The 25,275-nt window shown below is 66.4% G+C and carries 21 protein-coding genes and 3 pseudogenes; 19 read left to right on the plus strand and 5 right to left on the minus strand.

The genetic code is table 11. From position 1 onward, the window contains the following. Positions 1–208 precede the first annotated feature (208 nt). The 7 genes and pseudogenes from ACVWY0_RS04035 (at position 209) to ACVWY0_RS04065 (ending at position 7,334) form a co-directional block, all read left to right on the plus strand. A complete protein-coding gene (locus tag ACVWY0_RS04035; protein ID WP_485835528.1) occupies positions 209–832 on the plus strand; it encodes an FHA domain-containing protein in 624 nt (207 codons plus the stop codon). A 42-nt stretch (positions 833–874) separates the two neighbouring features. Continuing rightward, positions 875–2,358, plus strand: a pseudogene (locus tag ACVWY0_RS04040) (FtsK/SpoIIIE domain-containing protein); the annotation flags it as partial. Positions 2,359–2,481: 123 nt separating this feature from the next. Further along, positions 2,482–3,027 carry a hypothetical protein gene (locus tag ACVWY0_RS04045; protein ID WP_485835529.1) on the plus strand — a complete coding sequence of 182 codons (546 nt, stop codon included), beginning with the start codon at positions 2,482–2,484 and terminating at the stop codon, positions 3,025–3,027. 212 nt (positions 3,028–3,239) lie between these two features. After that, positions 3,240–5,558, plus strand: a complete 2,319-nt coding sequence (gene ligA, locus ACVWY0_RS04050; protein ID WP_485835530.1) for an NAD-dependent DNA ligase LigA — start codon at positions 3,240–3,242, stop codon at positions 5,556–5,558. Then, entirely contained in the window at positions 5,555–6,373 is an 819-nt protein-coding gene (locus ACVWY0_RS04055; protein ID WP_485835531.1) for an inositol monophosphatase family protein, read from the plus strand. The genes ligA and ACVWY0_RS04055 overlap by 4 nt, the downstream gene beginning before the upstream one ends. A 26-nt stretch (positions 6,374–6,399) precedes the next feature. After that, complete coding sequence (locus ACVWY0_RS04060; RefSeq protein WP_485835532.1) at positions 6,400–6,912, plus strand: GNAT family N-acetyltransferase; 513 nt, start codon at positions 6,400–6,402, stop codon at positions 6,910–6,912. Positions 6,913–6,950: 38 nt separating this feature from the next. Beyond that, on the plus strand, positions 6,951–7,334 hold the full coding sequence (locus ACVWY0_RS04065) for a RidA family protein (protein ID WP_058929567.1): 384 nt from the start codon (positions 6,951–6,953) through the stop codon (positions 7,332–7,334). 24 nt (positions 7,335–7,358) lie between these two features. On the opposite strand, the gene ACVWY0_RS04070 is transcribed toward ACVWY0_RS04065, so the two are convergent. Both ACVWY0_RS04070 and ACVWY0_RS04075 read right to left on the minus strand, forming a co-directional pair. Continuing rightward, positions 7,359–8,021: a response regulator gene (locus ACVWY0_RS04070; protein ID WP_485835550.1), complete on the minus strand. Its 663-nt coding sequence runs from the start codon at positions 8,019–8,021 to the stop codon at positions 7,359–7,361. Next, positions 8,014–9,786, minus strand: a complete 1,773-nt coding sequence (locus ACVWY0_RS04075; RefSeq protein WP_485835533.1) for a sensor histidine kinase — start codon at positions 9,784–9,786, stop codon at positions 8,014–8,016. The genes ACVWY0_RS04070 and ACVWY0_RS04075 overlap by 8 nt, the downstream gene beginning before the upstream one ends. A gap of 164 nt (positions 9,787–9,950) precedes the next feature. Between ACVWY0_RS04075 and ACVWY0_RS04080 the strand changes: the two are divergent. From ACVWY0_RS04080 to ACVWY0_RS04100, 5 genes and pseudogenes are all read left to right on the plus strand, one after another. Continuing rightward, positions 9,951–11,441: pseudogene (locus ACVWY0_RS04080) on the plus strand (CitMHS family transporter). Between the two features lie 145 nt (positions 11,442–11,586). Next, the gene (gene gatC / locus ACVWY0_RS04085) at positions 11,587–11,883 is read left to right on the plus strand and encodes an Asp-tRNA(Asn)/Glu-tRNA(Gln) amidotransferase subunit GatC (protein ID WP_056348187.1); all 297 of its coding nucleotides are present in this window, start codon (positions 11,587–11,589) and stop codon (positions 11,881–11,883) included. A 2-nt stretch (positions 11,884–11,885) separates the two neighbouring features. After that, entirely contained in the window at positions 11,886–13,445 is a 1,560-nt protein-coding gene (gene gatA / locus ACVWY0_RS04090; RefSeq protein ID WP_485835534.1) for an Asp-tRNA(Asn)/Glu-tRNA(Gln) amidotransferase subunit GatA, read from the plus strand. Continuing rightward, positions 13,445–14,953, plus strand: a complete 1,509-nt coding sequence (gatB, locus tag ACVWY0_RS04095) for an Asp-tRNA(Asn)/Glu-tRNA(Gln) amidotransferase subunit GatB (RefSeq protein ID WP_485835535.1) — start codon at positions 13,445–13,447, stop codon at positions 14,951–14,953. Before gatA ends, gatB begins: the two co-directional genes overlap by 1 nt. A 173-nt stretch (positions 14,954–15,126) precedes the next feature. Next, positions 15,127–15,735: a hypothetical protein gene (locus ACVWY0_RS04100; protein ID WP_485835536.1), complete on the plus strand. Its 609-nt coding sequence runs from the start codon at positions 15,127–15,129 to the stop codon at positions 15,733–15,735. Positions 15,736–15,793: 58 nt separating this feature from the next. Here ACVWY0_RS04100 and ACVWY0_RS04105 read toward each other — a convergent pair whose 3' ends face one another. Next, a complete protein-coding gene (locus tag ACVWY0_RS04105; RefSeq protein WP_485835537.1) occupies positions 15,794–16,705 on the minus strand; it encodes a LysR family transcriptional regulator in 912 nt (303 codons plus the stop codon). Between the two features lie 136 nt (positions 16,706–16,841). On the opposite strand from ACVWY0_RS04105, the gene tdh reads away from it, so the two are divergent. The 5 genes from tdh (at position 16,842) to ACVWY0_RS04130 (ending at position 22,407) form a co-directional block, all read left to right on the plus strand. Next, complete coding sequence (gene tdh, locus ACVWY0_RS04110) at positions 16,842–17,888, plus strand: L-threonine 3-dehydrogenase (protein WP_485835538.1); 1,047 nt, start codon at positions 16,842–16,844, stop codon at positions 17,886–17,888. 8 nt (positions 17,889–17,896) lie between these two features. Next, positions 17,897–19,093, plus strand: coding sequence for a glycine C-acetyltransferase (locus ACVWY0_RS04115; protein WP_485835539.1), 1,197 nt, complete (start codon positions 17,897–17,899; stop codon positions 19,091–19,093). Positions 19,094–19,174: 81 nt separating this feature from the next. Beyond that, the gene (locus ACVWY0_RS04120) at positions 19,175–20,296 is read left to right on the plus strand and encodes an NAD(P)/FAD-dependent oxidoreductase (protein WP_485835540.1); all 1,122 of its coding nucleotides are present in this window, start codon (positions 19,175–19,177) and stop codon (positions 20,294–20,296) included. Between the two features lie 12 nt (positions 20,297–20,308). Beyond that, a complete protein-coding gene (hutI, locus tag ACVWY0_RS04125) occupies positions 20,309–21,520 on the plus strand; it encodes an imidazolonepropionase (protein WP_485835541.1) in 1,212 nt (403 codons plus the stop codon). Positions 21,521–21,618: 98 nt separating this feature from the next. Then, on the plus strand, positions 21,619–22,407 hold the full coding sequence (locus ACVWY0_RS04130; RefSeq protein WP_058929556.1) for a DeoR/GlpR family DNA-binding transcription regulator: 789 nt from the start codon (positions 21,619–21,621) through the stop codon (positions 22,405–22,407). 17 nt (positions 22,408–22,424) lie between these two features. Here the strand turns inward: ACVWY0_RS04130 and ACVWY0_RS04135 are convergent, their stop codons facing one another. Then, positions 22,425–23,105 (minus strand): histidine phosphatase family protein, encoded by a 681-nt coding sequence (locus ACVWY0_RS04135; RefSeq protein ID WP_056348207.1) that lies wholly within the window; start codon positions 23,103–23,105, stop codon positions 22,425–22,427. 144 nt (positions 23,106–23,249) lie between these two features. On the opposite strand from ACVWY0_RS04135, the gene ACVWY0_RS04140 reads away from it, so the two are divergent. Beyond that, the gene (locus ACVWY0_RS04140) at positions 23,250–24,029 is read left to right on the plus strand and encodes a CPBP family intramembrane glutamic endopeptidase (protein WP_485835542.1); all 780 of its coding nucleotides are present in this window, start codon (positions 23,250–23,252) and stop codon (positions 24,027–24,029) included. Positions 24,030–24,155: 126 nt separating this feature from the next. Here ACVWY0_RS04140 and ACVWY0_RS04145 read toward each other — a convergent pair whose 3' ends face one another. After that, entirely contained in the window at positions 24,156–24,794 is a 639-nt protein-coding gene (locus ACVWY0_RS04145; protein ID WP_485835543.1) for a VOC family protein, read from the minus strand. 204 nt (positions 24,795–24,998) lie between these two features. On the opposite strand from ACVWY0_RS04145, the pseudogene ACVWY0_RS04150 reads away from it, so the two are divergent. Further along, positions 24,999–25,163, plus strand: a pseudogene (locus ACVWY0_RS04150) (O-acetylhomoserine aminocarboxypropyltransferase); the annotation flags it as partial. Between the last annotated feature and the right edge of the window lie 112 nt (positions 25,164–25,275).

Here is a 25,275-nt window from a genome sequence, read left to right on the forward strand (position 1 = left end):
CCGCAGGTCCAGCTGCCACACCGCCTGCACCCACACCGGCCGCAGCCACACCGGCCGCCCGGATGATCGGCTCATCGACTCGGTCCCGTGGCGGACCGGCGGGAGCACACCTGCTGCCCAGGCCGCGCCGTCGTCCAATCTGCCGGCGTTGATTCTGCCGCCGTCGAACCTGTCCCCGTCGAATCAGCCCCTGTTGAATCAGCCCTTTTTGAATCAGCCCCCGGCGGACGTCCAGGCAGAAGTGCACGCAGGGCAGCCGGCAGCAGACCCGGACGCCTTCGACGGTGACCACGACGGCCACACGATCATGAAGAGCGACCTCGCCGGAATGGCCGCGCATCCCGCCCCGGTTCCGGAGCCGGATTCGGCCGCAGTCCCCCTGGTGCTGGCCCGTGTCTGCGGCCGGGGACACGCCAATCCGCCCACCCACGCGCAGTGCGCTGCCTGCGGCTCGCCGCTGCCCGCCGACGCCGTCCAGGTGGCCCGGCCACGGCTGGGCCGGATGCGGGTCTCGACGGGTGCACTGGTTGACCTTGACCAGTCGCTGGTTATTGGGCGGCAGCCGTCCGTTTCCCGGGTCCAGGGCGGTGTGATGCCGCGGCTGGTCCAGGTGGCCAGCCCCAGCGGCGACATCTCGCGCTCCCACGTGGAAGTGCGGCTCGAAGGCTGGCACGTGATGCTCTGCGACCTGAAGGCCACCAACGGCACGGTCCTGGTCCGCCAGGGCCAGCCGCCGCGCCGCCTGGCCCAGAACGAGATGGCCATCCTGCTCGACGGCGACATCGCCGAACTGGGTGACGACATCTCATTGCGTTTTGAGGAGATTCTTTGAGTTCCAAACGGCCGGTTGCGCCGCCGCCCCACATTCCGGGGTCCCCGGACGGACGAACGGCTGCTGCTGGGTGTGGCGGATGATCCTGCCCGCCAGGAACAGCCCACGGTGTTCTACGAGCCGGACCAGGACGGCAATATGGCCATCTACGGCACGGGCGGCTCCGGAAAGTCCGCTGCCCTGCGCGGCATCGCGATTGCCGCCGCCGTCACGCCCCGCGGCGGGCCCGTCCACATCTACGGGATCGATTGCGGTTCCTCCGGGCTGAAGATGCTCGAAGAGCTGCCGCACGTCGGCGAGATCATCAACGGTGACGACGTCGAACGCGTCGGCCGGCTGCTCCGCCTGCTCCGGGACATCGCCGACGAAAGGTCCGCCCGGTTCGCCGAGGTCAGGGCCTCCACCATCGTCGAATACCGGACCCTGGCCAACCGCCCGGACGAGAAGCGGATCTTCGTGCTGCTGGACGGCATATCGGCGTTCCGCGAAACGTACGAATTCAGCCGCCTGTCCGCACTCTGGGACGTCTTCCTGCAGCTGGCCACCGATGGCCGTCCCCTGGGGATCCACTTGGTGGTCACCGGTGACCGGCCCAACGTCGTGCCGGCGTCGTTGCTGGCCTCCATCCAGCGCCGGCTGGTGCTGCGGCTGACGTCCGAGGACGACTACATGTCCATGGACGTCGCCAAGGACGTCCTCACCAGCTCTTCACCGCCGGGGCGCGGCATGCTGGGCGGCTACGAGGTCCAGCTGGCCGTCCTGGGCGGCAACTCCAACTTGGCGCTGCAGGCCCGCGAAGTCCATAAGCTCAGTCAGGCGATGCTGCGCCAGGGGCTGGAATCGGCCCCGAAAATCCAGCGGCTTCCCGAACAGGTGGATCTGGATGTGTTGCCTGCCGGCAGCCCGGACCTTCCCGTCATCGGCGTCGACGACGAAACCCTGCAGCCGGCCGAGATCATGGCCAGGGACCGCTGCTGCTGGCGGGTCCGCCAGGGGCCGGCAGGACGGTGGCGCTGGTGACCCTGGCCTACGCGCTGCGCCGCTCCAACCCGGACACGGAGCTCGTGTACATCGGCTCGCGCCGGTCCGCGGTGGCGTCGCTGCCGCTCTGGAACCGTTCCGTGGTGGGTGCCGATGACCTGGCCGAGATCATCGAGGACCTCACGGAGCACTCTTCCGGGAACCCCGGGAAGCTGGCAATCTTCATCGAGGGCCTGACCGAGTTCACGGATACCGTGGCGGAATCGGGCGTTTCGCAGCTCGTGACGGCGTCCATCAAGGCCGCCCAATGGGTTATCGGGGAATCGGAAACGTCAACCTGGTCGTCGGCCTGGTCGCTGTCTCAGCCCTTCAAATCCGGACGCCGGGGCCTGCTCATCAACCCGGGCGACATCGAAGGGGACAGCCTGCTCAACACGTCGCTGGGCCGGGTCAGCCCGGAGTTCATACCGGGCCGCGGCTACATCGTGGGCCGCGGCAAGGCACGGAAACTGCAGATTGCGCTGCCGCCGGAAAACAGGGGCTGAGCCGTTGCTTCCCACGGGCCCGTAAATCCATTGGATTTGCGGGCCCGTGCCGCGTTGTAGGAGACTACCGGAAACACTGTTCGCTGCGGCAGGGGGGTGCCGCGCGCTGTCGAAAAGGTAACCATGATCCGATCCTCATCCGTGCTCCGCGACGTGTCCGCTGCGGTGCTGGCGCTCCTGGTTGGCCTTTCGGCGGCGGTCCCGGCGCAGGCCGAAGAAGGCGAACCTACGCCGGGGTTGTGCATCATAAATTGTGATCCGGGCAATCAGAAGCCCGGGCCGACGGGCACTCCGACACCATCACCGACGCCGTCGGCCCCGGTGATCGAGCCCCCGCCGCCGCCGCCCGCGCCCGTAGCGCCGGCCCCGGTTCCCACCCTCGCCCCTGAACCCAGCGTGTCGCCGGCTGAGGAGACGCCGTCGGCCGCGCCCAGCACCACCATCCCCAGCCCGTCGTCGTCGGCCGCAACTGCATCCACGGAATCGAACTGGAACAAGCCCATCACCAAGGCGGCCAAGCCCACACAGGCCGCCGCCGTTTCCCGGAACGACGGCGCCGGCCTCTTCGGCGGCCCCGGCCTGCTGGCCATCATGGGAGGCGTGCTGCTGGTGGGAGTCGCCGGCCTCGCCTTCGCCTGGTGGAGCCGGAACCGCCTCGCCTCACACTGACCTTTGTTATCCGGTGATCGAGCTTGTCCTCAGCCCCGACCTTCCCAACTAGGTAGCAGTAACTGTCGTTATGAGCGCTCATAACGACAGTTACTGCTACCTACATGGGGGGCATTCCGTGCCCACCGGGCCCCGCGGCATTTAACGGCGGGGGCACGGCGGCGCAGTGGGCGTTTGGGCGCAATGTCGGGGCGGTAAGGCAAGATAGGTCTGTGAGCACAGCACCGGTCCCCGCAGAGGAAACAGCAAACAGCACTGAGGAACTAACCGAGCCGGACGCCGTCCCCGCTGGGTCAGTGCGCGAAGAATATGAGAACCTGACGGACCTGGTCAGGAAGTACCGGTTTGCGTATTACCAGGAGGACGAACCCCTGGTCTCCGACGCTGAATTCGACGAACTGTTCCGGCGCCTGGAGGAGATCGAGGCCCTGCATCCGGAGCTGGTAGCCAATGATTCGCCTACGCAGGAGGTTGGCGGGGAAGTCTCAGCCGCGTTCGCCGCCGTCGAACATCTGCAGCGGATGTACAGCCTCGAGGACGTCTTTTCTCTGGAGGAACTGGAGGCCTGGATCACCAAAGCCGGGGCCGGCGTCAGCAAGCTGGGGGACACGGCTCAGCTCGCGTGGCTCACGGAACTGAAGATTGACGGCCTCGCGGTCAACCTGTTGTATCGCGACGGGAAACTGGTCCGGGCGGCCACCAGGGGTGACGGAACCACGGGTGAAGACATCACCCACAACGTCCTGACGATCAAGGAAATCCCGACGGAACTGACGGGCACCGGCTTTCCCCCGGAGGTGGAAATCCGGGGCGAGGTCTTTATCCCTTCCAAGGCTTTTGCGGAATTCAATGAGGCACTGATCGAAGCCGGCAAGGCGCCGCTGGCCAACCCCCGGAATGCCGCCGCCGGTTCGATCAGGCAAAAGGATCCGGCGGAAACCGCCAAGCGTCCGTTGCGGATGTTTGTCCATGGCATCGGTGCGCGCGAAGGGCTGGAAACCCTGAGCCAGTCCCAGACCTACGCCGTGCTGGAAGAATGGGGCCTTCCCGTCAGCCCGTACTTCGAGGTTCTCGGGGGCCTGCCGGAGATCCTTGCCTTCATCAAGCGCTATGGCGACCAGCGGCACAACCTCATGCATGAAATCGACGGCATTGTGGTCAAGGTTGACGATCTCGCCACCCAGCGTGCCTTGGGCTACACCACCCGGGTGCCGCGGTGGGCCGTGGCCTATAAATACCCGCCGGAGGAAGTCCACACCAAACTTCTGGACATTGCAGTCAACGTTGGACGCACCGGACGCGTCACCCCGTTCGGCATCATGACGCCCGTCAAGGTGGCCGGGTCCACTGTGGAGATGGCCACGCTGCACAACCAGGACGTCGTCAAGGCCAAGGGTGTGAAGATCGGCGACATCGTTGTCCTGCGGAAGGCCGGGGATGTCATTCCGGAAATTGTGGGGCCAGTGCTCGCCCTGCGCGACCAGCAGAAACCGCCCGTGCGGGACTTCGTGATGCCCACCGCATGCCCGGCCTGTGGCACACCGCTGGCACCGGCCAAGGAAGGCGACGTGGACATCCGCTGCCCCAACGCCCGCTCCTGCCCGGCGCAGCTTCGGGAGCGCGTCTTCCACCTGGCCGGGCGCGGCGGCTTCGATATCGAGGCCCTGGGCTGGGAGGCAGCCATCGCGCTGACCTCCGGACCGGGGGCGGATCCGGCCACCAACGGCGGAAGGGTGGAACCGGCCGGCGACGGCATCCTGACCAGTGAGTCCGCTCTGTTTGAACTGGCTGCGGATTCCGGACTGGACGAGCTGCGGAACAAACTGGCAGATGTGAAGGTCTGGCGCGAGAAGCGCACCAAGGGCGTGGGCACGGGTACGTGGGACCTGGTCCCGTACTTCTGGTCTCGAGCCACCGCCAAGACACCGTCCAAGCCCACGGCAACCACGAACAAGCTTTTCGACGAACTGACCAAAGCCAAGACGCAGCCCCTGTGGCGGGTGCTCGTTGCCCTGTCCATCCGGCACGTTGGTCCCCGCGCCTCACGGGCCATTGCCACCGCGTTCGGCACCATGGACGGCATCCGGAACGCCTCCGAGGAAGACCTGGCCCATGTGGACGGCGTCGGCCCAACCATCGCCGCTGCGCTGAAGGAGTGGTTCGCCGAGGACTGGCACGTGGAAATCATCGACCGCTGGGCTGCGGCCGGGGTCCGCATGGAGGACGAGCGCGACGAATCCATTCCGCGGACCCTGGAAGGGTTGACCATTGTGGTTACCGGCTCCCTGCCGAACTTCAGCCGGGACGAGGCCAAGGAAGCCATCCTTCTGCGCGGTGGCAAAGCTGCCGGCTCGGTCTCCAAAAACACCAGCTACGTCATTGCCGGCGAAAGCGCAGGCACCAAACTGGACAAAGCCGAACAGCTCGGAATTCCCGTCCTGGACGAGGACGGCTTCCGGGAGCTCCTTGCGAACGGCCCGGCTCCCACTTCCGAAGTGACCTCCACAGAATCAGAAAAGGCGGCCGAATGAGCCATCCGGAACTCACCACCGAACTGCTTGCGGTAGCCAGGCAAGCGGCCGCCGCTGGCGCCGCCGTGCTGGCTTCCCGCAATGGCGAGACGCTGGACGTCAGCAACAAAGGCGACGCCGGCGACTGGGTTACGGCCTTTGATGTCGCCGCGGAGAACGCGGTCCGGGATGCCATCATGGCCGCCCGGCCACAGGACACCATCACGGGGGAGGAGCATGGAACCACCCGGCCCGCTGCCCCCACCGGCTACCGCTGGTCCATCGACCCGCTGGACGGTACCACGAACTTCATCCGGAACATCGTCTACTACGCCACCTCCGTGGCAGTGGCGGATGCCGACGGCGTCTGGCTGGCCGGCGTCGTCAACGCCCCGGCGCTGGGCCGCGTCTACTACGCTGCCCGCGGCCAGGGTGCGTGGCTGGAAGAAGGCGGCCGGGTGACCCAGCTCCAGGGCCCGGCGCCGGACCGCGCAGGACAGATCCTCGCCACCGGCTTCAGTTACGACCCCGCCATCCGCGCCGAGCAGGCTGCACTGCTGGGCAGTCTGATGGAAGGATTCGCCGACGTCCGGCGGCTGGGCTCCGCGGCGCTGGACCTCTGCATGGTGGCTGACGGGACCCACGACGCCTACGGCGAACGCGGGCTCAACGAACATGACTTCTCCGCCGGCGCCCTGATTGCCGAGGAAGCCGGTTGCTGGGTCCGGCGTCCCCGGCTGGCCAGTCCGCTGGACGGCGGACCCGCCGACGAGGACAGGCTCGCCGCCTGGACCTGCGCCGGGACCTTGGCGCTGTCCGGCAAGTTTCCGCTGTGACGCCGTTGCGCCACTAACATTGTCAGGTGCAATCGCAAATAACCATCCGACCGGCCGTTGAGGCAGACTTCCAGGCCATCGCCAGGATCACCGTGGACTCGTACCTGGCAGCAGGCTATTTCGACAGCGCGGACCATCCCTATATGCAGCAGATCCAGGATGTTGCCGCACGTGCCGCGAAGGCCACGATCTGGGTTGCCGAGCGTGACCGGCAGGTGGTGGGTTCCGTGACGCTGGCACTGGCAGGTGAACCGTTCGCCGACATCGCCCTCCCTGATGAGCTGGAGTTCCGGATGCTGGTGGTGGATCCGGCGGTGCAGCGCAGCGGCGCAGGCAAGGCCATGGTGGAAGCCATCATTGCGCATGCGAAATCGCTGGAGGGGATCACGGGCGTGGCCCTCACCACCGGCGGGACCTGGGAGAGCGCCCATGGCCTCTACCGGAAGACAGGCTTCAAACGAGTCCCCGAGCGCGACTGGCTGATTCCGGGCACCGACATAAAGCTGCTGGTTTACCAGCTTGACGTCCAGTCAACCTAAAGTGGTGCCGACTCGTTTTCGGCACTGAAAGGCCCACCATGCGCAAAACATTCGGTACCGGCTCCGTCTGGGAGCAGACCCTCGGCTACTCCCGCGCCGTACAGGTGGACAACACGCTCTATATTTCCGCCACGGCCGCAAGCGGCGAGGACGGCATTGTGGGCGAGGACTTTTACACGCAGACCCAGTACATCCTGCAGAAGCTGGGCGTGGTCCTGGCCGATGCCGGCTTCAGCTTCGAAGACGTGGTCCAGTCCAAGCTGTACCTGACGGACATCAGCAAATGGGAAGAGGCCGGCCGCGCCCACGGCGAAGTCTTCGGCGAGATCCGCCCCACCCTTGCCCTCGTGCACGTCCTGCCGTTCCTTGACCCGAAGATGCTCGTCGAAATCGAGCTCGTGGCCCAGAAGAGCGCCAGCTAGAAGGCCTCGCTCAAGGGGGTGCAGCTACTGGGCCGGGAGGCTGTAGCGGTGCTCCGGGCGTCCGGTGGTTCCGTAGCGCAGTTGGATGTCGACGGCGCCGTCGTCGGCCAGCGAGGACAGGTACCTTTGCGCCGTGGCCCGGGAAACCCCTACGCGGGTGGCCACTTCCACCGCCGAATACTGTTCGCCGGCAACCAGCGATTCCAACACCGCGGCCTCGGTGGCGGAGCGGGGTTTAGCCGCCGGCGTCACGTCCCCCGGGATCAGCGCCCGTTTGGCCCGCTCCACGGAGCCCTGGTCCAGGGCCCCGGGCTGGCCCAGCAGCCTGCGGTACCGGGCATACGAACGTAGCTGCTGCGAGAGCGACTCGGCCGTAAAGGGCTTCAACAGGTACCCGAGGGCGCCGCGGCGGAACGCTTTCCGCAGCGACTCGGAATCCGATGCGGCACTCAGGATCATGGTGTCCACGTCCAACTGCTGCAGCAGGTCGAGGCCTGAGGCGTCCGGCAGGTAGACATCCAGCAGCACCAGGTCCGGGCGGAGGCTGTGGATCGCTTGCAGTGCCAGGGATGCCGACCCCACCGGCGCCAGCGCCAGGAATCCCGCGACCGAATCCACATACGTTGCGTGCAGCTTGGCCACGTGGAAATCGTCGTCCACAATCAACACCCTGAAATCCTCAGGCATCATTGTCCTTTCCAGCTAAATCCTGGGTCCCCGCAGGTGTCCCGGCGGTTGTCCCGGACGTCGTGCGTGGCAGGGAAGCCATAAACACGGCCCCGGGTCCGCCCGGTGTCCCCGGCTCCAGCAAGCGGACGTCCCCGCCGCGGCGCCGGGCCAGCTTCCGGGCCAGGGCCAGGCCCAGCCCCTGCCCGCCACTCCGTCCGCCACTCCGTCCGCCGGCAGCCGCCGGAGCCGGCACTACTGGGCCAGCCGCCGTCGTAAATCCCTCGGCGAAGACCGCTTCCGCATTCGTCCCGGCGGCCAGCCCGTCGCCGGAATCGGCGACGACGATGTGCAGCGTCCCGCCGTCGTCGTGCGGTTCATCCAGCACCTCCAGCTCCACCCAGCGATCCGGGGAGGAGCCAGCGACGGCGGCGTTCACCGCGTTGTCGATCAGGTTGCCCAGTACGGTGGTCACGTCCTGCGGCTCGGTGACCTGGCCGCGGACCAGGGTTTCGGGGCCGATCCGCAGCGTCACGCCGCGCTCGTCGGCCTCCACACCCTTGGCACCCACAAAGGCCTGCAGGTACGGGTCCTGCAACAGTTCCGCCTGGTCCACCGGGAACTTCAGCGGCCCCGTGGCGGCCAGCCCGGCCAGGTACTCGCGGGCCTGTTGGTGCTGCTCGATGCTCATGAGGCCGGCGATGGTGTGCAGCTGGTTGGCGAATTCGTGGCGCTGGGCGCGCAGGGCCGTGGACATCGTTCCCACGGCGTCGAGCTGCCGGGTGAGCTGCTGGAGTTCGGTGCGGTCCCGGAGCATCACCACCCAGCCCAGGTCCTCGCTTCCATGCAGGGCCTTGCGCGCGCTGGCCACCAGGACACTGCCGCCGGCTACCAGCTCAATGGCGTCCGCCTCCGCAGCGTCCGGCCGGGTCAACGCCCTGAGCTGCTCGGGCACCGGAGCGTCGGCCCACGGCGTCCCGGAAAGGTCCGGCTGCTCCAAAAGGCGCTGCGCTGCTGCGTTGAAAACGCTGATCCTGCCGTCGGCCGAAACGCCGATGACGCCGTCGTCCACGCCTTGCAAAACGGCCACCTGGTCGTGGACCAGCATGCTGATTTCCTCAGGCTCCAGGCCCAGCGTCAGGCGCTGGAGCCGGCGCCGCAGCAGGAACGAGCCCAGTACACCCGCCAACAAGGCTCCTGCGGCGGTCAGCCCCACCGGGCCGATGTCACGCGTGACGCTTTGGCCCACGCTCTCCATGGAGTAGCCAACGCTGACCTCCCCGACGACGGTGCCGGCGCCAGTGCCGGGCGCGTAGACAGGAACCTTGGCGCCGGCAGACGGGCCCAGTGTCCCGGTGTTCCTGGTGGTGACCTCCTGGCCGGCGAGGGCCTCGGATGGATCGGTGCTGACCTTCTCGCCCAGCCGGTCCGGATCAGGGTGCGCCAGCCGCAGGCCGGTCTCTTCGGTGATCACCACAAACAGTGCCCCGGTCCGGGTCCGGATCGCCTCGGCGGCAGCCATCAGCGGTCCGGTGCGGAGCACGGCGGGCGGGGGAGTGCCCGCGCCCTCGCTGATGGCCAGCACGTCAGCCTGCACTGACGGATCCGCGGCGACGGCGCGGGCCAGCGTCAGCGCCTGGTTTTCCGCCTCGCGGCCCACCCGGTCGTAGGTCAGCCAGGCGTGGACGGCGGCGCTGAGCAGGACCACCAGCAGGACCACGCCCAGCTGAAGGAGGAGAGTCTGCGTGGAGAACCGCAAGGGCGGTGTGCGTGCGGAACGCGGCATGGTTCTTCCTCCCTCGGGCGTGGGTGTGAGCACAATGCGCAAAATACTCCGAATAAGCAGTATGCCAATCAATTGAGCCAAAGGCACGGCCGTGACGCCCGCCACCCTAATGTCTGTAGCACGCGTCACGCTGCGGTGGCGTTGTTCACAAGAAGGAGCCGGCCGTGCTGGTATTACTTGGATTCGCAATGATCGCGGTATTCATGGTGCTGATCATGACGAAGAAGTTGACGCCTGTACTGGCGCTGATCATCGTCCCCACCGTTTTTGGCCTCTTCGCAGGGGCCGGACTGGGTATCGGGGACATGGTCCTGGAGTCAATGAAGTCCATGACGTCCACGGCGGCCCTCCTGATGTTCGCCATCATCTACTTCGGCCTGATGATCGACGTCGGGCTGTTCGACCCGCTGGTGAAGTTCATCCTCCGCAAGCTCGGCAATGACCCCGCCAAGGTGGTGCTCGGCACCGCGATCCTGGCGGCCGCAGTCTCCCTGGACGGCGACGGCTCCACCACCTTCATCCTCACCACCGCCGCCATGCTGCCCGTCTACCTGCGCCTGAAGATGAGCCCGGTTGTCCTCACCTGCGTGGCCGGCCTGGCCAACGGCACCATGAACATCCTGCCGTGGGGCGGTCCCACTGCCCGCGCCGCCACCGCGCTCCACCTCGACGTCAACGACGTTTTTGTCCCGATGATCCCGTCCCTCATCGCCGGCCTGGTAGTGGTCTTCGGCTTCGCCTGGCTGCTGGGACTGCAGGAACGCAACCGCCTCCGCGCCATTGCACCGGAAATCTGGGGAACGCCGGACACGGCAGAGCCGTTCACCGCTGAAAAGTTCGACGGCGGCACTTCCGACGGCGGTTCGGGAACCGGCCGCGGACGCAAGGGAGCCGGCCCCGCCGGAGTAGCCCCCGCCGTCGGCGGCTACTCTCCGGAAGGTTCGTCAGTGGCTGTCCTGGAACGCACCGAAACGCTGGTGGAAGAACAGGACGGCGGGCTGACTGACACCGCGCTTGACCCCAACCGCTCCACGCTCCGCCCCAAGCTGCTCTGGTTCAACCTGGGCCTGACCATTGCCGTGATGGTGATGCTCGTGGCCGACCTCGTGCCGCTGCCGTTCGTATTTATGGTGGGTTCCGCCATCGCCCTGGTGGTGAACTTCCCCAAGGTCAAGGAGCAGGGCGCGCAGCTCATCGCCCACGCACCGTCCATCGTGTCCGTGGTGAGCATGGTGATGGCCGCCGCCGTGCTGACCGGTGTCCTCAAGGGCACCGGAATGGTGGAGGCCATGTCCGCGTGGCTGGTCCAGATCATCCCCGCTGACATGGGGCCGTTCATGGCAGTCATCACCGGCGTGCTCAGCATCCCCATGACGTTCTTCATGAGCAACGACGCCTTCTACTTCGGTGTCCTCCCCGTCCTCAGCGAGACCGCCGCACACTACGGGATCAGCGCCGCGGAGATGGCGCGTGCCTCCATCACCGGCTAGCCCTTCCACCTGCAGAGCCCGCTGGTTCCGGCCATCCTGCTGCTGGTTTCGCTGGCCAAGGTGGACCTCGGCGACCACCACAAAAAGGTCCTGTGGCGCACCGCAGTGGTTTCCCTCGTCATGTTGGGTGTGGGAATGCTGACGGGAGCCATCGGGATCGGTTAGTCTGTAGCTGCCTGTGGCCGGTCCCCGTGACCGGGACCAAGGCACCGAGGTGCCCGTCTGACGCCCGCTGGGGGTCGTCAGACGGGCACTGACGTTTCCCCACTAGACTGGTTCGGAAAACAATCCGAACCTGCAGGGGAGATCCATGGCTGCGATCAACCGTGACGATGTTGCGCACCTCGCGCAGCTCGCTCACATCGAGATGAGTGCTGAAGAGCTGGACAGGATGGCCGGCGAACTCGCCGTCATCGTTGATTCAGTGAAGTCCGTGAGTGAAGCCGCCGGTGATGACGTCCCGGCAACCTCCCACCCGATCCCGCTGACCAACGTGTTCCGCGAGGACGTTGTGGGCCACACTTTCACCGCGGAGCAGGCACTCTCGGGGGCTCCGGATTCCGATGAGAACCGTTTCAAGGTCCCGGCAATCCTGGATGAGGCATAACCATGACTGACACCAACGAACTCATCCGCCTGTCCGCCGCGCGGCTGGCCGGCATGTTGGCCGCGGGCGAGGTCACCTCCGTCGAGGTCACGCAGGCTTACCTGGACCGGATCGCAGCTGTCGACGGCGGCGAACGCGGCGTGAACGCGTTCCTGCACGTCAACACCGAGGAAGCGCTCGCCGTCGCCGCCGAGGTGGACGCGATCCGCGCCGCCGGTGGTGCCGCGGCCGAGGAACTTCACGTACTCGCCGGCGTGCCGATCGCGGTCAAGGACCTCATCGTCACCATCGGCCAGCCCACCACGGCAGGCTCTAAGATCCTCGAGGGCTGGCACAGCCCCTATGACGCCACGGTGGTCAAGCGCCTCCGCGCCGCCAAAATGCCCATCCTGGGCAAGACCAACCTGGACGAATTCGCCATGGGTTCCTCCACCGAGCACTCCGCCTACGGCCCCACCCGCAACCCGTGGGACCTGGACCGGATCCCCGGGGGCTCCGGCGGCGGCTCGGCCGCGGCCGTTGCTGCTTTTGAGGCCCCGCTGGCGCTCGGCACGGACACCGGCGGGTCCATCCGCCAGCCCGGCGCCGTCACCGGCACCGTGGGAGTCAAGCCCACCTACGGTGGTGTTTCCCGCTACGGTGCCATCGCCATGGCTTCCTCGCTGGACCAGATCGGCCCGGTTTCCCGCACCGTCCTGGACTCGGCGCTGCTGCACCAGGTCATCGGCGGGCATGATCCCTTTGACTCCACGTCCCTGCCCGACCCCCTGGAAGACCTCGTCGCCGCTGCCCGCGTGGGCAACGTCGAAGGCATGCGGATCGGCATCATCAAGGAACTCCACGGCGAGGGCTACCAGGCCGGCGTCGAGAACCGCTTCAACGAATCCCTGGAACTGCTCAAGCAGGCCGGTGCGGAAATCGTTGAGGTGTCCTGCCCAAACTTCCAGTACGCCCTCGGCGCCTACTACCTGATCATGCCGTCCGAGGCCTCGTCCAACCTGGCAAAGTTCGACGGCGTCCGGTACGGCCTGCGCGTCCTCCCCGAGGACGGGCCCATGACCATCGAACGCGTTATGGGAGCCACGCGCGCCGCCGGCTTCGGCGACGAAGTCAAGCGCCGCATCATCCTGGGCACCTATGCCCTGAGCGCCGGCTACTACGACGCGTACTACGGGTCGGCCCAGAAGGTCCGTACCCTGGTGCAGCGCGACTTCGAGGCCGCGTTCGCGCAGGCCGACGTCCTGATCTCTCCCACGGCGCCCACCACGGCGTTCAAGCTCGGGGAGAAACTGAATGACCCGCTGGCGATGTACCTCAACGACGTCGCCACCATCCCCGCCAACCTGGCAGGCGTGCCCGGGCTGACCCTGCCCGGCGGCCTGGCGGACGAGGACGGCCTTCCCGTCGGCATCCAGCTGCTGGCTCCTGCCCGCGAGGATGCCCGGCTCTACCGGGTGGGTGCTGTCCTGGAATCCCTGCTTGAGGCACAGTGGGGCGGCCCGCTCCTGGACCAGGCGCCGCCGTTGGTTGAGACCCTTGTTGACGCCAAGGAGGCAAAATAATGAGCACGGACGCAACCCTGAGCTTCGAAGAGGCCATGGAGAAGTACGATCCCGTCCTGGGTTTTGAGGTCCACGTGGAACTCAACACCAAGTCCAAGATGTTCTCCTCCGCGCCCAACGTCTTCGGCGATGAGCCGAACACCAACGTCAACGAGGTGGACCTGGGCATGCCCGGCGTGCTGCCGGTGGTGAACAGGGTCGCGATCGAGTCCTCGATCAAGATCGGCCTTGCCCTGAACTGCAAGATCGCTGAATCCTGCACGTTTGCCCGGAAGCAGTACTTCTATCCGGACACTCCCAAAAACTTCCAGACGTCACAGTACGAGGACCCGATCGCGTACGACGGCTACCTGGACATCGAACTGTCGGACGGGACCATCTTCCGCGTGGAGATCGAGCGTGCCCACATGGAAGAGGACGCCGGCAAGCTGACGCACATGGGCGGGGCCGCCGGCCGCATCCAGGGTGCCGACTTCTCGCTGGTGGACTACAACCGTTCCGGCGTTCCGCTGGTGGAGATTGTCACCAAGCCCATCGAGGGTGCGGGTTCCCGCGCCCCGGAGCTGGCCAAGGCCTACGTGGCCGCCGTCCGGGAGATCGTCAAGAACCTTGGTGTGTCGGACGCGAAGATGGAACGCGGCAACGTGCGCTGCGACGCGAACGTTTCGCTGCGCCCGCACGGCCGCGAACGCTTCGGCATCCGCTCCGAAACGAAGAACGTCAACTCGCTGCGCGCCGTCGAACACGCCGTCCGCTACGAGATCCAGCGGCACGCAGCCGTCCTGGATGCCGGCAACCCGATCATTCAGGAAACCCGCCACTGGCACGAGGACACGCGCACCACCACCTCGGGCCGGCCCAAGTCGGACGCCGATGACTACCGCTACTTCCCGGAGCCGGACCTGGTTCCGATCGTTGCGTCCCGCGAATGGGTGGAGGAGCTCCGCGCCACCCTGCCCGAGCCGCCGGCGGCCCGCCGCAAGCGGCTGCAGTTGGACTGGGGCTACTCGGACCTGGAATTCCGCGACGTTGTCAACGCCGGCGTTATGGACGAGATCGAAGAAACCATCGCTGCTGGCGCCACAGCCACCGTGGCCCGCAAATGGTGGATGGGCGAGATTGTGGGCCGTGCCAAGAACGCCGACGTCGATCCCGGCCAGCTGGGCGTCCAGCCCGCCACCATCGTGGAGCTGAACCGGATGGTCGAGGACGGCAAGATCAACAACAAGATGGCCACCGAGGTGCTGGACGGCGTCCTCGCCGGCGAAGGCACCCCGGCGGAGATCGTAGAGCGGCGCGGCCTCGCCGTCGTTTCCGACGACGGCCCGCTCCTGGAAGCCATCGACGCAGCCCTCGCCGCGCAGCCCGACGTCGCGGACAAGATCCGCGCCGGCAAACTCCAGGCGATCGGCGCGATCGTCGGCGGCGTCATGAAGGCCACCCGCGGGCAGGCCGACGCCGGCCGCGTCAAGGAGCTGATCCTCGCGAAGCTCGACGTCGAGGGCTAAGCCACAGGGCAAGCTACCTGTTTAAACCCAACTGGGTCGCAGCTACTGCGACCCAGTTTGGCTTTAAGTACTCACTTCCCGCTCGCAAAGTACGCGTGTTCAGCGGGGCCTGCCGGTTCTAGACTGAAGTTCCAGGGCGCCGGAGCCCTGCCCGTGCTGTGGGAGGAATGGCCATGTCGGTCCAAGAACCGTTGAGATTCCGCAAGGCTTTGCTGGCCGGCGTCATTGCTTTGGCCCTGACCGGCACGGGTGTCGCCATCGCCTGGTCCGCCACAGACACGCCGTCGCCGTCGGCCTCCGCACCGGGGCAGTCGGACAAGGCGCCTGGCCAGGGGAAGCCAGACAAGGCCCAGCGCCCGCAGCACCTGCACAGTGAAAGCGTGGTGAAGAAGGCGGACGGGACGTTCGAAACCGTGCTGACCCAGCAGGGCACCGTGGAGGCCGTCAGCGAAACCTCGCTCACCGTCAAGAGCGAGGACGGTTTCACCCAGACCTACGCCGTCAACGCGGAGACCAGAATCATCAAGTTCCCTGCCCCGGCCGCGGACGGTTCGCCGGCAACGGGCGACGACGGCAAACGGCTGAAGCGGTCAGAGGTCACCATCGCGGAAATCGCCACGGGTGAGGCCGTCAGGGTCTCCGGCGTGAAGAACGGTGACAACGCCACCGCCCGGCAGATCGTCGAAGGCACGGGTCCGGGCCACGGAAAAGGCCTAGGCAAGGGGCACGGTCACGGGCTGGGCAAGGGCCTCGGCCACGCCAAGCGGCTTTCCCCCAAGTAAGTAGCGCCAACTGTCGTTCTGAGCCCTGAAAACGACAGTTACAGCTACTCAGTTGGCGTTAGCCCTGCTCCACCAGCCCGGTCATGATGGCCTGCAGCGCCTCGCACACAATCATCACCGAGCGGCGCTTCAGGTTCTCCGGGCGGGCCAGGATGTCGATCCGCCGCCGGGTGCTGATGCCCTCAAGCGGCCGCAGCACAATGCCCGGGTTGAGCACGGGCCGCGCCGTATGCCGCGGCAACAGACCCACCACACCGCCCGCCGCGACCAGCGCGGCCACCGTGGAGTAGTCGTTGATCCGGTGGACGATGTTCAATTCCTTGCTGGAGACGGCCGCGACGGCGGACAGCACGTCCGCGGGAGAGTAACCCGTGTGGCTGGTCACCCACGGTTCGCCTACGACGTCGGCCGCGGTCAGTGTGTCCTGGCTGGCCAGGCGATGTTCCGCCGGCAGGGCCACATCCAGCGGTTCGTGCGCCAGCGGGATCACTGCCACACGCTCCTCCGGCCAACGCGGGCTGTGGTCCATCCGGTGCGCCAGCACCAGGTCGTACCGCGCCGTGAGCGCCGGAAAGTCCTGCTGCGCCACGTCCTCGTCGGAAAGCTGGATTCGCGGCTGGCCGGGCGCGTCCAGCATGCGCGCAAGCGGCGCGAACAGCGCCTGGCCCGCGCTGTGGAATCCGCTGATGGTCACGGGGCCAACGGGCGAGCCGTGATAGGCACCGATCGCCGTCCGGGCGTCCGCCATGGCATTGACGACGGCGGCACCTGCGTCGGCGAGCACCTGGCCGGCTTCGGTCAGCACCAGATTGCGGCCTTCTTTCCGCGTCAGCGGGACCTCGACGTTCCGCTGCAGCAGCGTCAGTTGCTGGGACACGGCGGAGGGCGTCACCATCAGCGTCTCGGCCACCGCCTTCACGCTGCCCAGGGCCCCCAGTTCCCGGAGGATTTCCAGCTGATGAATTTCCATCCGTCCAGTCTATACATTAGCGAATACTTCATCGTCGATTGAGAAAAAACTGCTTGTGCTAATGCTTCGAAATGGCTCTAATGAAGGGAGATCTCCGCCCGCAGCCGCGAGGCGACTGCCAAGAGTTAGGAAGCCAATGAAGGCCCTCTACAAGTCTGGTGCACACGCCGGGTTCGAACTCGTCGACCGCCCCGAGCCCGAAGCGGGACCCAACGACGTCAAGATCCGGGTCATGACCACAGGGATCTGCGGCACGGACCTGCACATCCAGTCCTGGGACGCCTGGGCACAGAGCATGATCCAGGCGCCGCTCATCGCCGGCCATGAGTTCTACGGTGAAGTAGTGGAAATCGGCCACGGCGTCCGCGACGTCAAGGTGGGGGACCGGGTATCCGGTGAGGGCCACGTGGTCTGCGGGATCTGCCGGAATTGCCGCGCGGGGCGCCGCCAGATGTGTATCCATACCGTCAGCGTCGGCGTGCAGCGGGACGGCGCCTTCGCCGAGTATGTTGTCATCCCCGAGACCAACGTCTGGGTCCACCAAGATCCCTCCATCACCCCGGAGCTCGGCGCGATTTTCGATCCGTTCGGCAATGCCGTGCACACCGCCCTAAGCTTTCCCCTGGTGGGCGAGGACGTGCTGATCACGGGTGCCGGGCCCATCGGACTGATGGCCGTTGCGGTGGCGCGCCACGCCGGTGCGCGCAAGATCGCCATCACTGACGTCTCCAAGCCGCGGCTCGACCTGGCACGCCAGCTGGGCGTGGACCTGGCCATCGACGTCTCCACCACGCGCGTCAAGGATGCCCAGCGTGAACTCGGCATGCGGGAGGGCTTCGACATCGGGATGGAAATGTCCGGCCACCCCACGGCCCTCCCTGAGATGATCAACAACATGAACCACGGCGGCCGTATTGCCATGCTCGGCCTGCCCAGCCAGGACATCACCATCGACTGGGGCAAAGTGGTCACGCACATGCTGACCCTGAAGGGCATCTACGGCCGGGAAATGTATGAGACCTGGTACGCCATGAGCGCCATGCTCTCCTCCAACCCGGTCCTGCACGCCGGCATCTCAGCGGTGGTGACGGACACGCTGCCCGCCGCAGAGTGGGAAAAAGGTTTCGCGACCGCCCGCGCCGGCGTTGGCGGAAAAGTTGTCCTCGACTGGACCGAACTCTAAGGAGCACCATGTACACCTCCATCAAGTACCAGCTGCTGACTGAGCTGGACGACATCCGCACCGCCGGGCTATTCAAAACCGAACGCAGCATCAACTCCCCGCAGTCCAGCCACGTCACGGCAGGGCAGATCGGCCAGCCCGGCGCCACCGTCCTGAACTTCTGCGCCAACAACTACCTGGGCCTCGCGGACCACCCGGACATCATCGCCGCCGCGAAGTCAGCCATGGACTCGCGGGGCTTCGGCATGGCCAGCGTCCGCTTCATCTGCGGCACCCAGGACTTGCACCTGGAACTGGAAGCCAGGGTCTCCAGGTTCCTCGGCACGGAGGACACCATCCTGTTCTCCAGCTGCTTTGATGCCAACGGCGGGGTCTTCGAATCCCTCTTCGGGCCGGAGGACGCCATCATCTCCGATGCCCTCAACCACGCCTCCATCATCGACGGCATCCGGCTCTGCAAGGCCCAGCGGTTCCGCTACGCCAACCAGGACATGACGGACCTCGAGGCCAAGCTTGTTGAAGCGAAGGATGCACGCCGGAAGATCATCGTCACCGACGGCGTTTTCTCCATGGACGGCTACCTGGCACCGCTGGAAGCCATCTGCGACCTCGCCGAGAAGCACGACGCCCTGGTGATGGTGGACGATTCCCACGCCGTCGGTTTTATGGGTGCCACCGGTGCCGGAACCCCCGAGCACGCCGGCGTGTCCCAGCGCGTGGACATCTACACCGGAACGTTCGGCAAGGCCCTGGGCGGCGCGTCCGGCGGCTATGTCTCCGGCCGCAGCGAAGTGGTGGCCATGCTCCGCCAGAAGGCTCGCCCGTACTTGTTCTCAAACTCCCTGGCCCCCGCGATCGTCGCCGCGACCATCAAGGCACTTGACCTGGTGGAGAATTCCGGTGACCTGCGGACCCGGCTGTTCGAGAATGCCCGCCTGTTCCGCCGCCGGATGACGGAGGAGGGCTTCGAACTCCTGGACGGCGAACACGCGATTGTTCCCGTGATGTTCGGGGATGCCGTGCTGGCCGCCAAGGTGGCGGACCAGATGCTCCAGCACGGCGTTTTCGTCACCGCGTTCAGCTTCCCGGTTGTTCCGCGCGGCGCCGCCCGGATCCGTGTGCAGCTTTCAGCGTCGCACTCAGCGGACGACGTCGAAGCGTGCGTGGGTGCGTTCGTCGCCAGCCGTGCGGCGATAGCAGGCTAACCCAGCCGGGTTAACCCAGCCGGGCTAAACCCCTAGCGGGTGCCCGGCGCGGCCGCACGGCAACTCTGCAAGGATGGAGCCATGGCAGCACACTACGACGTCCTGATTGTGGGTGGCGGCATCGCCGGCCTGTCCCTGGCGTCCGCGCTCGCGGGCAGCTGCAGCGTGGCGCTGGTGGAGGCGGAGCAGGAGCTGGCGTACCACACGTCCTCCCGTTCCGCCCGCCAGCTCATTCCCAGTTACGGCCCGGACGTGGTCCGGGAGCTCACGGTCCGGACCCTGGACCTGATCGCGGCCCGGGACGCCCAACTGCCCGAACCTGTCCTTACGCCGCGAAGCTTTATGCTGATCGGCACAGAGGAATCCGTCCGCGCCGAGGGCAGCGGCCACATGAATGCCATCACGCATGAACGGGCACTGGAGCTGTGCCCGGCGCTGGTCCCCGGGGCCTTTTCCGCCGCAGGCCTGGACACCGGATCCTTCGGTTGCAACGCCCCGCTGCTGCTGGCCGACCACCGCCTGCGGGCGGAGGCTGCCGGCGCCGACATCATCACCGGCGCCCGCGTACATTCCGCCCAGCGGCTGGGCTCGGGCTGGGAGATCGGCGCCGGGCAGGAAGCCTTCGAAGCCGGTGTGCTGGTCAACGCGGCCGGCGCCTGGGCCGATGAAATCGCCGTGATCAGCGGCGTGGAGAAGCTCGGGCTCCAGCCTTACCGGCGCACTGCGGCGATTGTCGACGTCGAACATCCACTGCCAGGGCACAGCCCCATGGTGGCGGCAGCGGACCACACGTTCTATTTCCGCCGGGAGGGCACCGAGGTGCTGATCTCGCCGTCGGAAACGGTGCCCAGCGGACCCGAGGACGCCAGGCCGAGGCCCGGCGATGTCGAGCGGCTGATCGTGAAGCTGAACGAGCTGACAACATTGGGAATCCGCGGAGTTCGGAGCGCGTGGACGGGGCTCCGAACCGAGGCAGCCGACGGCGTCCCGGTAGCCGGTTTCGATGCCGAAGCCCCCGGGTTCTACTGGCTGGCCGGTCAGGGCGGTTACGGTTTCCAGACGTCATCGGCCATGGCTGAGCTCGCCGCCGCGCAGATCCTGGCCGGACAGGGCACCGGGCACCGGGCGGCCGCTCCGGCCCACGATCCGGCATCCCGGACAGCAGAGGCGCTGGCCGCCACGCGCTGGTCCGTCCGGCGCTGAACAATGGAACCCATGAGCACCCTGATCACCAACATCGCCGAGCTGATGACCCAGGATCTGGACCACCGCGTCCTGAAGAATGCCGCCGTGGTGGTCGAGGGTGAACGGATCGCCTGGCTCGGATCCGCCGCGGATGCGCCGGCGGCCGACGACGCCGTGGACGCCGGCGGCCGGGCCGTGCTGCCGGGCTGGGTGGATTCGCACACACACCTGGTCTTCGCCGGCGACCGCACAGCGGAGTTCGAGGCGCGGATGGCAGGGGAGTCGTATTCGGCCGGCGGCATCGCCGTCACCATGGACGCCACCCGCCGCGCGTCCGATTTCGACCTCACCCGGCTGGCGATGGCGCGCGTGTCCGAGGCCGTGTCGCAGGGCACCACCTACCTCGAAACCAAGACGGGCTACGGGCTGGATATTGAGCACGAGGCCCGGAGCGCCCGGATCGCCTCCACTGTCGCAGACGAGGTCACCTACCTGGGTGCCCACCTTGTCCCCGCGGGCACCGATGCGGAGGCCTACACCGATCTCGTCTGCGGGCCCATGCTTAACGCCGTCCGGCCGTACGTCCGGTGGGCGGACGTGTTCTGCGAGGAAGGCGCCTTCACGGCGGAGCAGTCCCGCCGTGTGCTGGAGGCGTGCCGGGCCGCCGGACTGGGGATCCGCGTCCACGGCAACCAGCTCGGCGAGGGTCCCGGCGTGCAGCTGGCGGTGGAACTCGGGGCAGCCAGCGTGGACCATGTGAACTACCTGTCGGCCCGTGATGTGGCGGTCCTGGCGGAAAGCTGGTCCGGCTGGAGTCCGGACTCCGGCAGTGGCGCCCGCGGCACCGTGGCAACCTGCCTCCCCGCGTGCGATCTCTCCACCCGGCAGCCGCTGGCCCCGGGGCGTGAACTGCTGGACGCCGGCGTGCAGGTGGCGCTCGCCTCCAATTGCAACCCGGGCACGTCGTACACCAGTTCCATGGCGTTCAACGTGGCTACGGCCGTGCTGCAGATGCACCTGAGCGTCCACGAAGCGGTGCGCGCGGCTACGTATGGGGGCGCGCTGGCGCTGCACCGGGAGGCAGGGCACGACGCCGACGGCGTCCGGGCGGTGGGTTCGCTCGCCGTCGGGCATCGTGCGGACCTGCACATGCTGAACGCCCCCTCAGCAACGCATCTCGCTTACCGCCCAGGCATGCCGCTCACGTACTCCGTGTGGCGGGCCGGTGTACGGGCACGCTAAGCAGGGGCCACACTTTGTGATTGCGATGTGATCATTTGTGCCTGTTATGATCAGATAACGTCATATTTTGGTGACTGTTTGATCGCTGAGAGGCCCCCATGACCCGCACTGACCGCCTGACGGCCATCCTGGACATTCTTGCCAAGACCGGCCAGGTGGAGGTGGAGGAGATTGTCTCGCAGCTGGCGGTCTCGCCGGCCACGGCGCGGCGGGACCTGGACAGCCTGGCCAAGCGGCGGCTGCTGACCCGGACCCGGGGCGGGGCCACCACCGGCGCCCTGGCCTACGACCTCCCCGGGCGGTACAACCGTGACGACCACGCCGAAGCCAAGGAGCAGATCGCCCAGGCCGCCTCGGCGCTGATTTTTCCCGGCGCGGTGATCGGTCTCTGCGGCGGCACCACCAGCACGGCCTTGGCGCAGATCCTGGCCACGCGCGAGGACCTCAACGCTCCCGGCCACCAGTCCACCCTGACGGTGGTCACCAACGCCATCAACATCGCTGCACAGTTGGCTGTCCGCCCTAACATCAAAGTCATGGTGACCGGCGGCATCCTGAACCCCCGCTCGTACGAACTGGTGGGCCCGTACACCGACATCATCATGCAGAAGGTGGTCATGGACATCGCCTTCATCGGCGTGAACGGCATCGACCCAGAGGTCGGTCCCACCAATACGGGGGAGGGCGAAGCGTCCGTGAATGCCCTGCTGGCCAGCCGGGCCCGGATCTCGTACGTGCTGGCCGACTCCTCCAAGGTGGGCGTCAGAGCCTTCGCCACCATGGACGGCTACGCGTTCACCCGCCTGATCACTGACTCCGGGATCTCCGCCGAGGACAAGGCCGCATTCGAAGCCAATGGCACCGAAGTGATCGTGGCCCCGCACTAGGCGATCAGCAACAACCCCTAAAAGATCACCGGCGGCGCATCCAGCACGGTCTCGTCCACCCGGCGGTCCACCCATTGGCTGAACGGAATGTCGAGTTCGTACTTGCCCAGGTCGGTTCGCAGGAGGGTCCGCACTGCGGCGTTGTCCGGGTTGTTGAGGGATTCGAAATACTCCACCGACCAGTGGAACCAACGCATGCAGAACAGCCGCATGGTGAGCCCGTGGGTCACCAGCAGGGTGTTGGGGGCGTAGTCCGGTTTGGACCAGTGGCGGTACAGCGTCTCCATAAAGGATGAGATCCGGTCGTAGACGTCGGAGCCGGATTCGCCCTCCCTGAACCGGTAGAAGAAATGGCCGTAGGCGTTGCGGAGTTCCTTCTGGTCCTCGATGTCGCCGGTGATCTGGAAATTGGCCCAGTCCTGCTCACGGAGGCGCGGCTCTTCGATCACCCGCTCCGTGAGATTGCCGAGGTTCAGTGCCTCCAGGGTCTGGTGCGCCCGCAGGTACGGGGAGACATAGACGCAAACCTGCCGGCCGTCCAGCTCGCGGCGGATCCGTTCGCCGGCCGCCGTGGCCTGCGCCAGGCCCCGGGGAGTCAGTGGAATCCGGTAGTCCGGGACCCTGTTGTAGATGGACGTATCGACATTGGCCGCGGACTGGCCGTGCCGGATCATGAAGATTTTCCCTGGCGCGCTCATAAGCCCCAAGCATAGGTGCCGCCGCATGGACGCTCTCTCACTTTCGGCGGGTTTTTGGCGGACGCTCTCTCACTTTGGTCAGCCCCGGCGAGCTGGCCACCCCCCAATCAGCGAAGAACCAGAAACTACAGGCAAGATGGAACCATGTTGGTTCCCTCCCGCCGTCGGCTGCGGATTGAAGTCTGGATTGTGCTGGGCCTTTCCCTGGGGCAGTCCGCCGTCTACTCGGTGGTGCAGCTGCTGGACAAGATGACGCGTGCACCGCTGGCCGAAGGCACGTCCACGCTGAACCGGTCACAGAGCCCCCGCGAATACTTCGACCTCACCTACCAGCTGCTGGACATCATTTTCGCCCTCGTGCCCGTGCTGCTGGTCATCTACTTCCTCACGGACCAGCGGCAACCCGGCGCCGGAGTGAGCCCCCAAGGCTGGTCCGCCTTCCGGAAACTGGGGTTCAACTTCGCCCGGCCGGGCCGTGACCTGCTGCAGGGCTTTGGCCTCGCGGCGCTGATCGGGATCCCGTCGCTGGGTCTCTACGCCGCGGGACGTGCCCTGGGGATCACCACCGCCATCATCCCCAGCGCACTCGACTCGTACTGGTGGACAGTTCCCGTCCTGATCCTGTCCGCGCTGCGGCACGCCGTCGTGGAAGAAGTCATTGTGGTGGGCTACCTCCTGGACCGCTTCGGCAAGTTCGGCTGGAGCATGCCTCTGGCCATCTTCATTAGCTCGATGCTCCGCGGCAGCTACCACCTGTACCAGGGCTTCGGGCCGTTCATCGGCAACGCCGTGATGGGTGTGGTGTTTGCCTGGCTCTACACAAAGACCAAGCGGGTGATGCCGCTGGTCATCGCGCACGCGCTGTTGAACATTGTTGCCTTCGTTGGCTTCAGCCTCTTTGGCCGGGCCGTGGGGCTCGGTTAAGGCGGCCGTGGTTCCCGTGCGGCACAGGTGAACTGAAACAGGTCCGGCCTTAAAAGGATTCGGCCGCCATCGGTGGGTGGCATCATTGGCACCCGCTGATGGCGGCCGAAGCTATTGAACGTGCAATCAGATGGTGACTGCTCCGCTAGCGGTTTCGAAGGTTACGGACAGGATGCCCGGGGTTCCATGCGGAGCCACCCAGTCAACGGCCACATCCTCCAGCGGCTTCTCGACGGGTTCGCCCAGCCATTCCGTCACGCGTTCGGCGGAACCGGCTATGGTCAGGCAGCTCATCTTGACGTTGCTCTCATAGGCGTTGGACGGGTGCAGGGCGGGGTCGCCCTCCCACTTGAGCATGTACGGGACCTGGGGGTCCGCGATCAGGCCCAGGATGCCGATCTGCTTCCAGACCAGCTCGCGGCCGTCCGGGAACTTGCGGTTGCCGTTGACGGCGGCACGGCCCAGGCGGTCTTCGAACGGAGCGAGGTCGTCCACTTCGACGCACCAGCCCATCCAGCCGCCGCCGGCTTCGGACCGGGCCCGGACAGCCTGCCCGAAGGGAGCCTTGTCCGATGCCGGGTGGTTCAGGACCTCCACGACTTCCAGGTATTTATGGCCCGCGAGGGGAATAATCATGTTCCGGGTTCCAAACCGGGGGTGCACGCCACCCTTCACGGCTTCAACGCCGAGGGCGGACGAAATACGTTCGGTGGTGGCAACGAGGCCATCTTGTTCACAGGCGTAAGAGACGTGATCCATGCGCATGCCATCATCTTGGCACTTTGTGATCCGGCTCTCAGCTAAGGGTAGCCTTACCGGAATCCTGATGCGTCACGAGTGGACATTCCGCCGGGAAGCAGGAGAATAAACGGCCCGCTGACCACGTTCGTCACAATCCTGTTCGCGTCAGGCAAGGCTTCCCGCACTGAACGCAACCGAGCAGCGCCACACCACATCAAGGAGCCTTGAATGTCGAACGGATGGTCTTTCGAAACCCGCCAGATCCACGCTGGTCAGGAGCCGGACAGCGCCAGCGGCGCACGGGAGCTCCCCACTTACCAGACGACGTCGTTCGTCTTCCCGAGTGCCGAAAGCGCTGCTAACCGGTTTGCCCTCGCGGAGCCCGCGCCGATCTAGACCTGATCTAGACCCAATGCCGTTTACTTTGTGGTTTTTGGTGTTCGCTTGAGTGGCCAGTTGGACATTTTGCGTTTGACGGCGCGGGGAACGGTGCGTTGTCGGCGTG

Source organism: Arthrobacter sp. UYNi723, assembly GCF_054057635.1.

What these genes read in the sequence shown, in the direction of transcription:
- ACVWY0_RS04045 (WP_485835529.1), top strand. Translation starts at nt 2,482, where the DNA reads ATGATCCGATCCTCATCCGTGCTCCGCGACGTGTCCGCTGCGGTGCTG.
- ACVWY0_RS04055 (WP_485835531.1), top strand. Translation starts at nt 5,555, where the DNA reads ATGAGCCATCCGGAACTCACCACCGAACTGCTTGCGGTAGCCAGGCAA.
- ACVWY0_RS04065 (WP_058929567.1), top strand. Translation starts at nt 6,951, where the DNA reads ATGCGCAAAACATTCGGTACCGGCTCCGTCTGGGAGCAGACCCTCGGC.
- ACVWY0_RS04070 (WP_485835550.1), bottom strand. Translation starts at nt 8,021, where the DNA reads ATGCCTGAGGATTTCAGGGTGTTGATTGTGGACGACGATTTCCACGTG.
- ACVWY0_RS04075 (WP_485835533.1), bottom strand. Translation starts at nt 9,786, where the DNA reads ATGCCGCGTTCCGCACGCACACCGCCCTTGCGGTTCTCCACGCAGACT.
- gatC (WP_056348187.1), top strand. Translation starts at nt 11,587, where the DNA reads ATGGCTGCGATCAACCGTGACGATGTTGCGCACCTCGCGCAGCTCGCT.
- gatA (WP_485835534.1), top strand. Translation starts at nt 11,886, where the DNA reads ATGACTGACACCAACGAACTCATCCGCCTGTCCGCCGCGCGGCTGGCC.
- gatB (WP_485835535.1), top strand. Translation starts at nt 13,445, where the DNA reads ATGAGCACGGACGCAACCCTGAGCTTCGAAGAGGCCATGGAGAAGTAC.
- ACVWY0_RS04100 (WP_485835536.1), top strand. Translation starts at nt 15,127, where the DNA reads ATGTCGGTCCAAGAACCGTTGAGATTCCGCAAGGCTTTGCTGGCCGGC.
- ACVWY0_RS04105 (WP_485835537.1), bottom strand. Translation starts at nt 16,705, where the DNA reads ATGGAAATTCATCAGCTGGAAATCCTCCGGGAACTGGGGGCCCTGGGC.
- tdh (WP_485835538.1), top strand. Translation starts at nt 16,842, where the DNA reads ATGAAGGCCCTCTACAAGTCTGGTGCACACGCCGGGTTCGAACTCGTC.
- ACVWY0_RS04115 (WP_485835539.1), top strand. Translation starts at nt 17,897, where the DNA reads ATGTACACCTCCATCAAGTACCAGCTGCTGACTGAGCTGGACGACATC.
- ACVWY0_RS04120 (WP_485835540.1), top strand. Translation starts at nt 19,175, where the DNA reads ATGGCAGCACACTACGACGTCCTGATTGTGGGTGGCGGCATCGCCGGC.
- hutI (WP_485835541.1), top strand. Translation starts at nt 20,309, where the DNA reads ATGAGCACCCTGATCACCAACATCGCCGAGCTGATGACCCAGGATCTG.
- ACVWY0_RS04130 (WP_058929556.1), top strand. Translation starts at nt 21,619, where the DNA reads ATGACCCGCACTGACCGCCTGACGGCCATCCTGGACATTCTTGCCAAG.
- ACVWY0_RS04135 (WP_056348207.1), bottom strand. Translation starts at nt 23,105, where the DNA reads ATGAGCGCGCCAGGGAAAATCTTCATGATCCGGCACGGCCAGTCCGCG.
- ACVWY0_RS04140 (WP_485835542.1), top strand. Translation starts at nt 23,250, where the DNA reads ATGTTGGTTCCCTCCCGCCGTCGGCTGCGGATTGAAGTCTGGATTGTG.
- ACVWY0_RS04145 (WP_485835543.1), bottom strand. Translation starts at nt 24,794, where the DNA reads ATGCGCATGGATCACGTCTCTTACGCCTGTGAACAAGATGGCCTCGTT.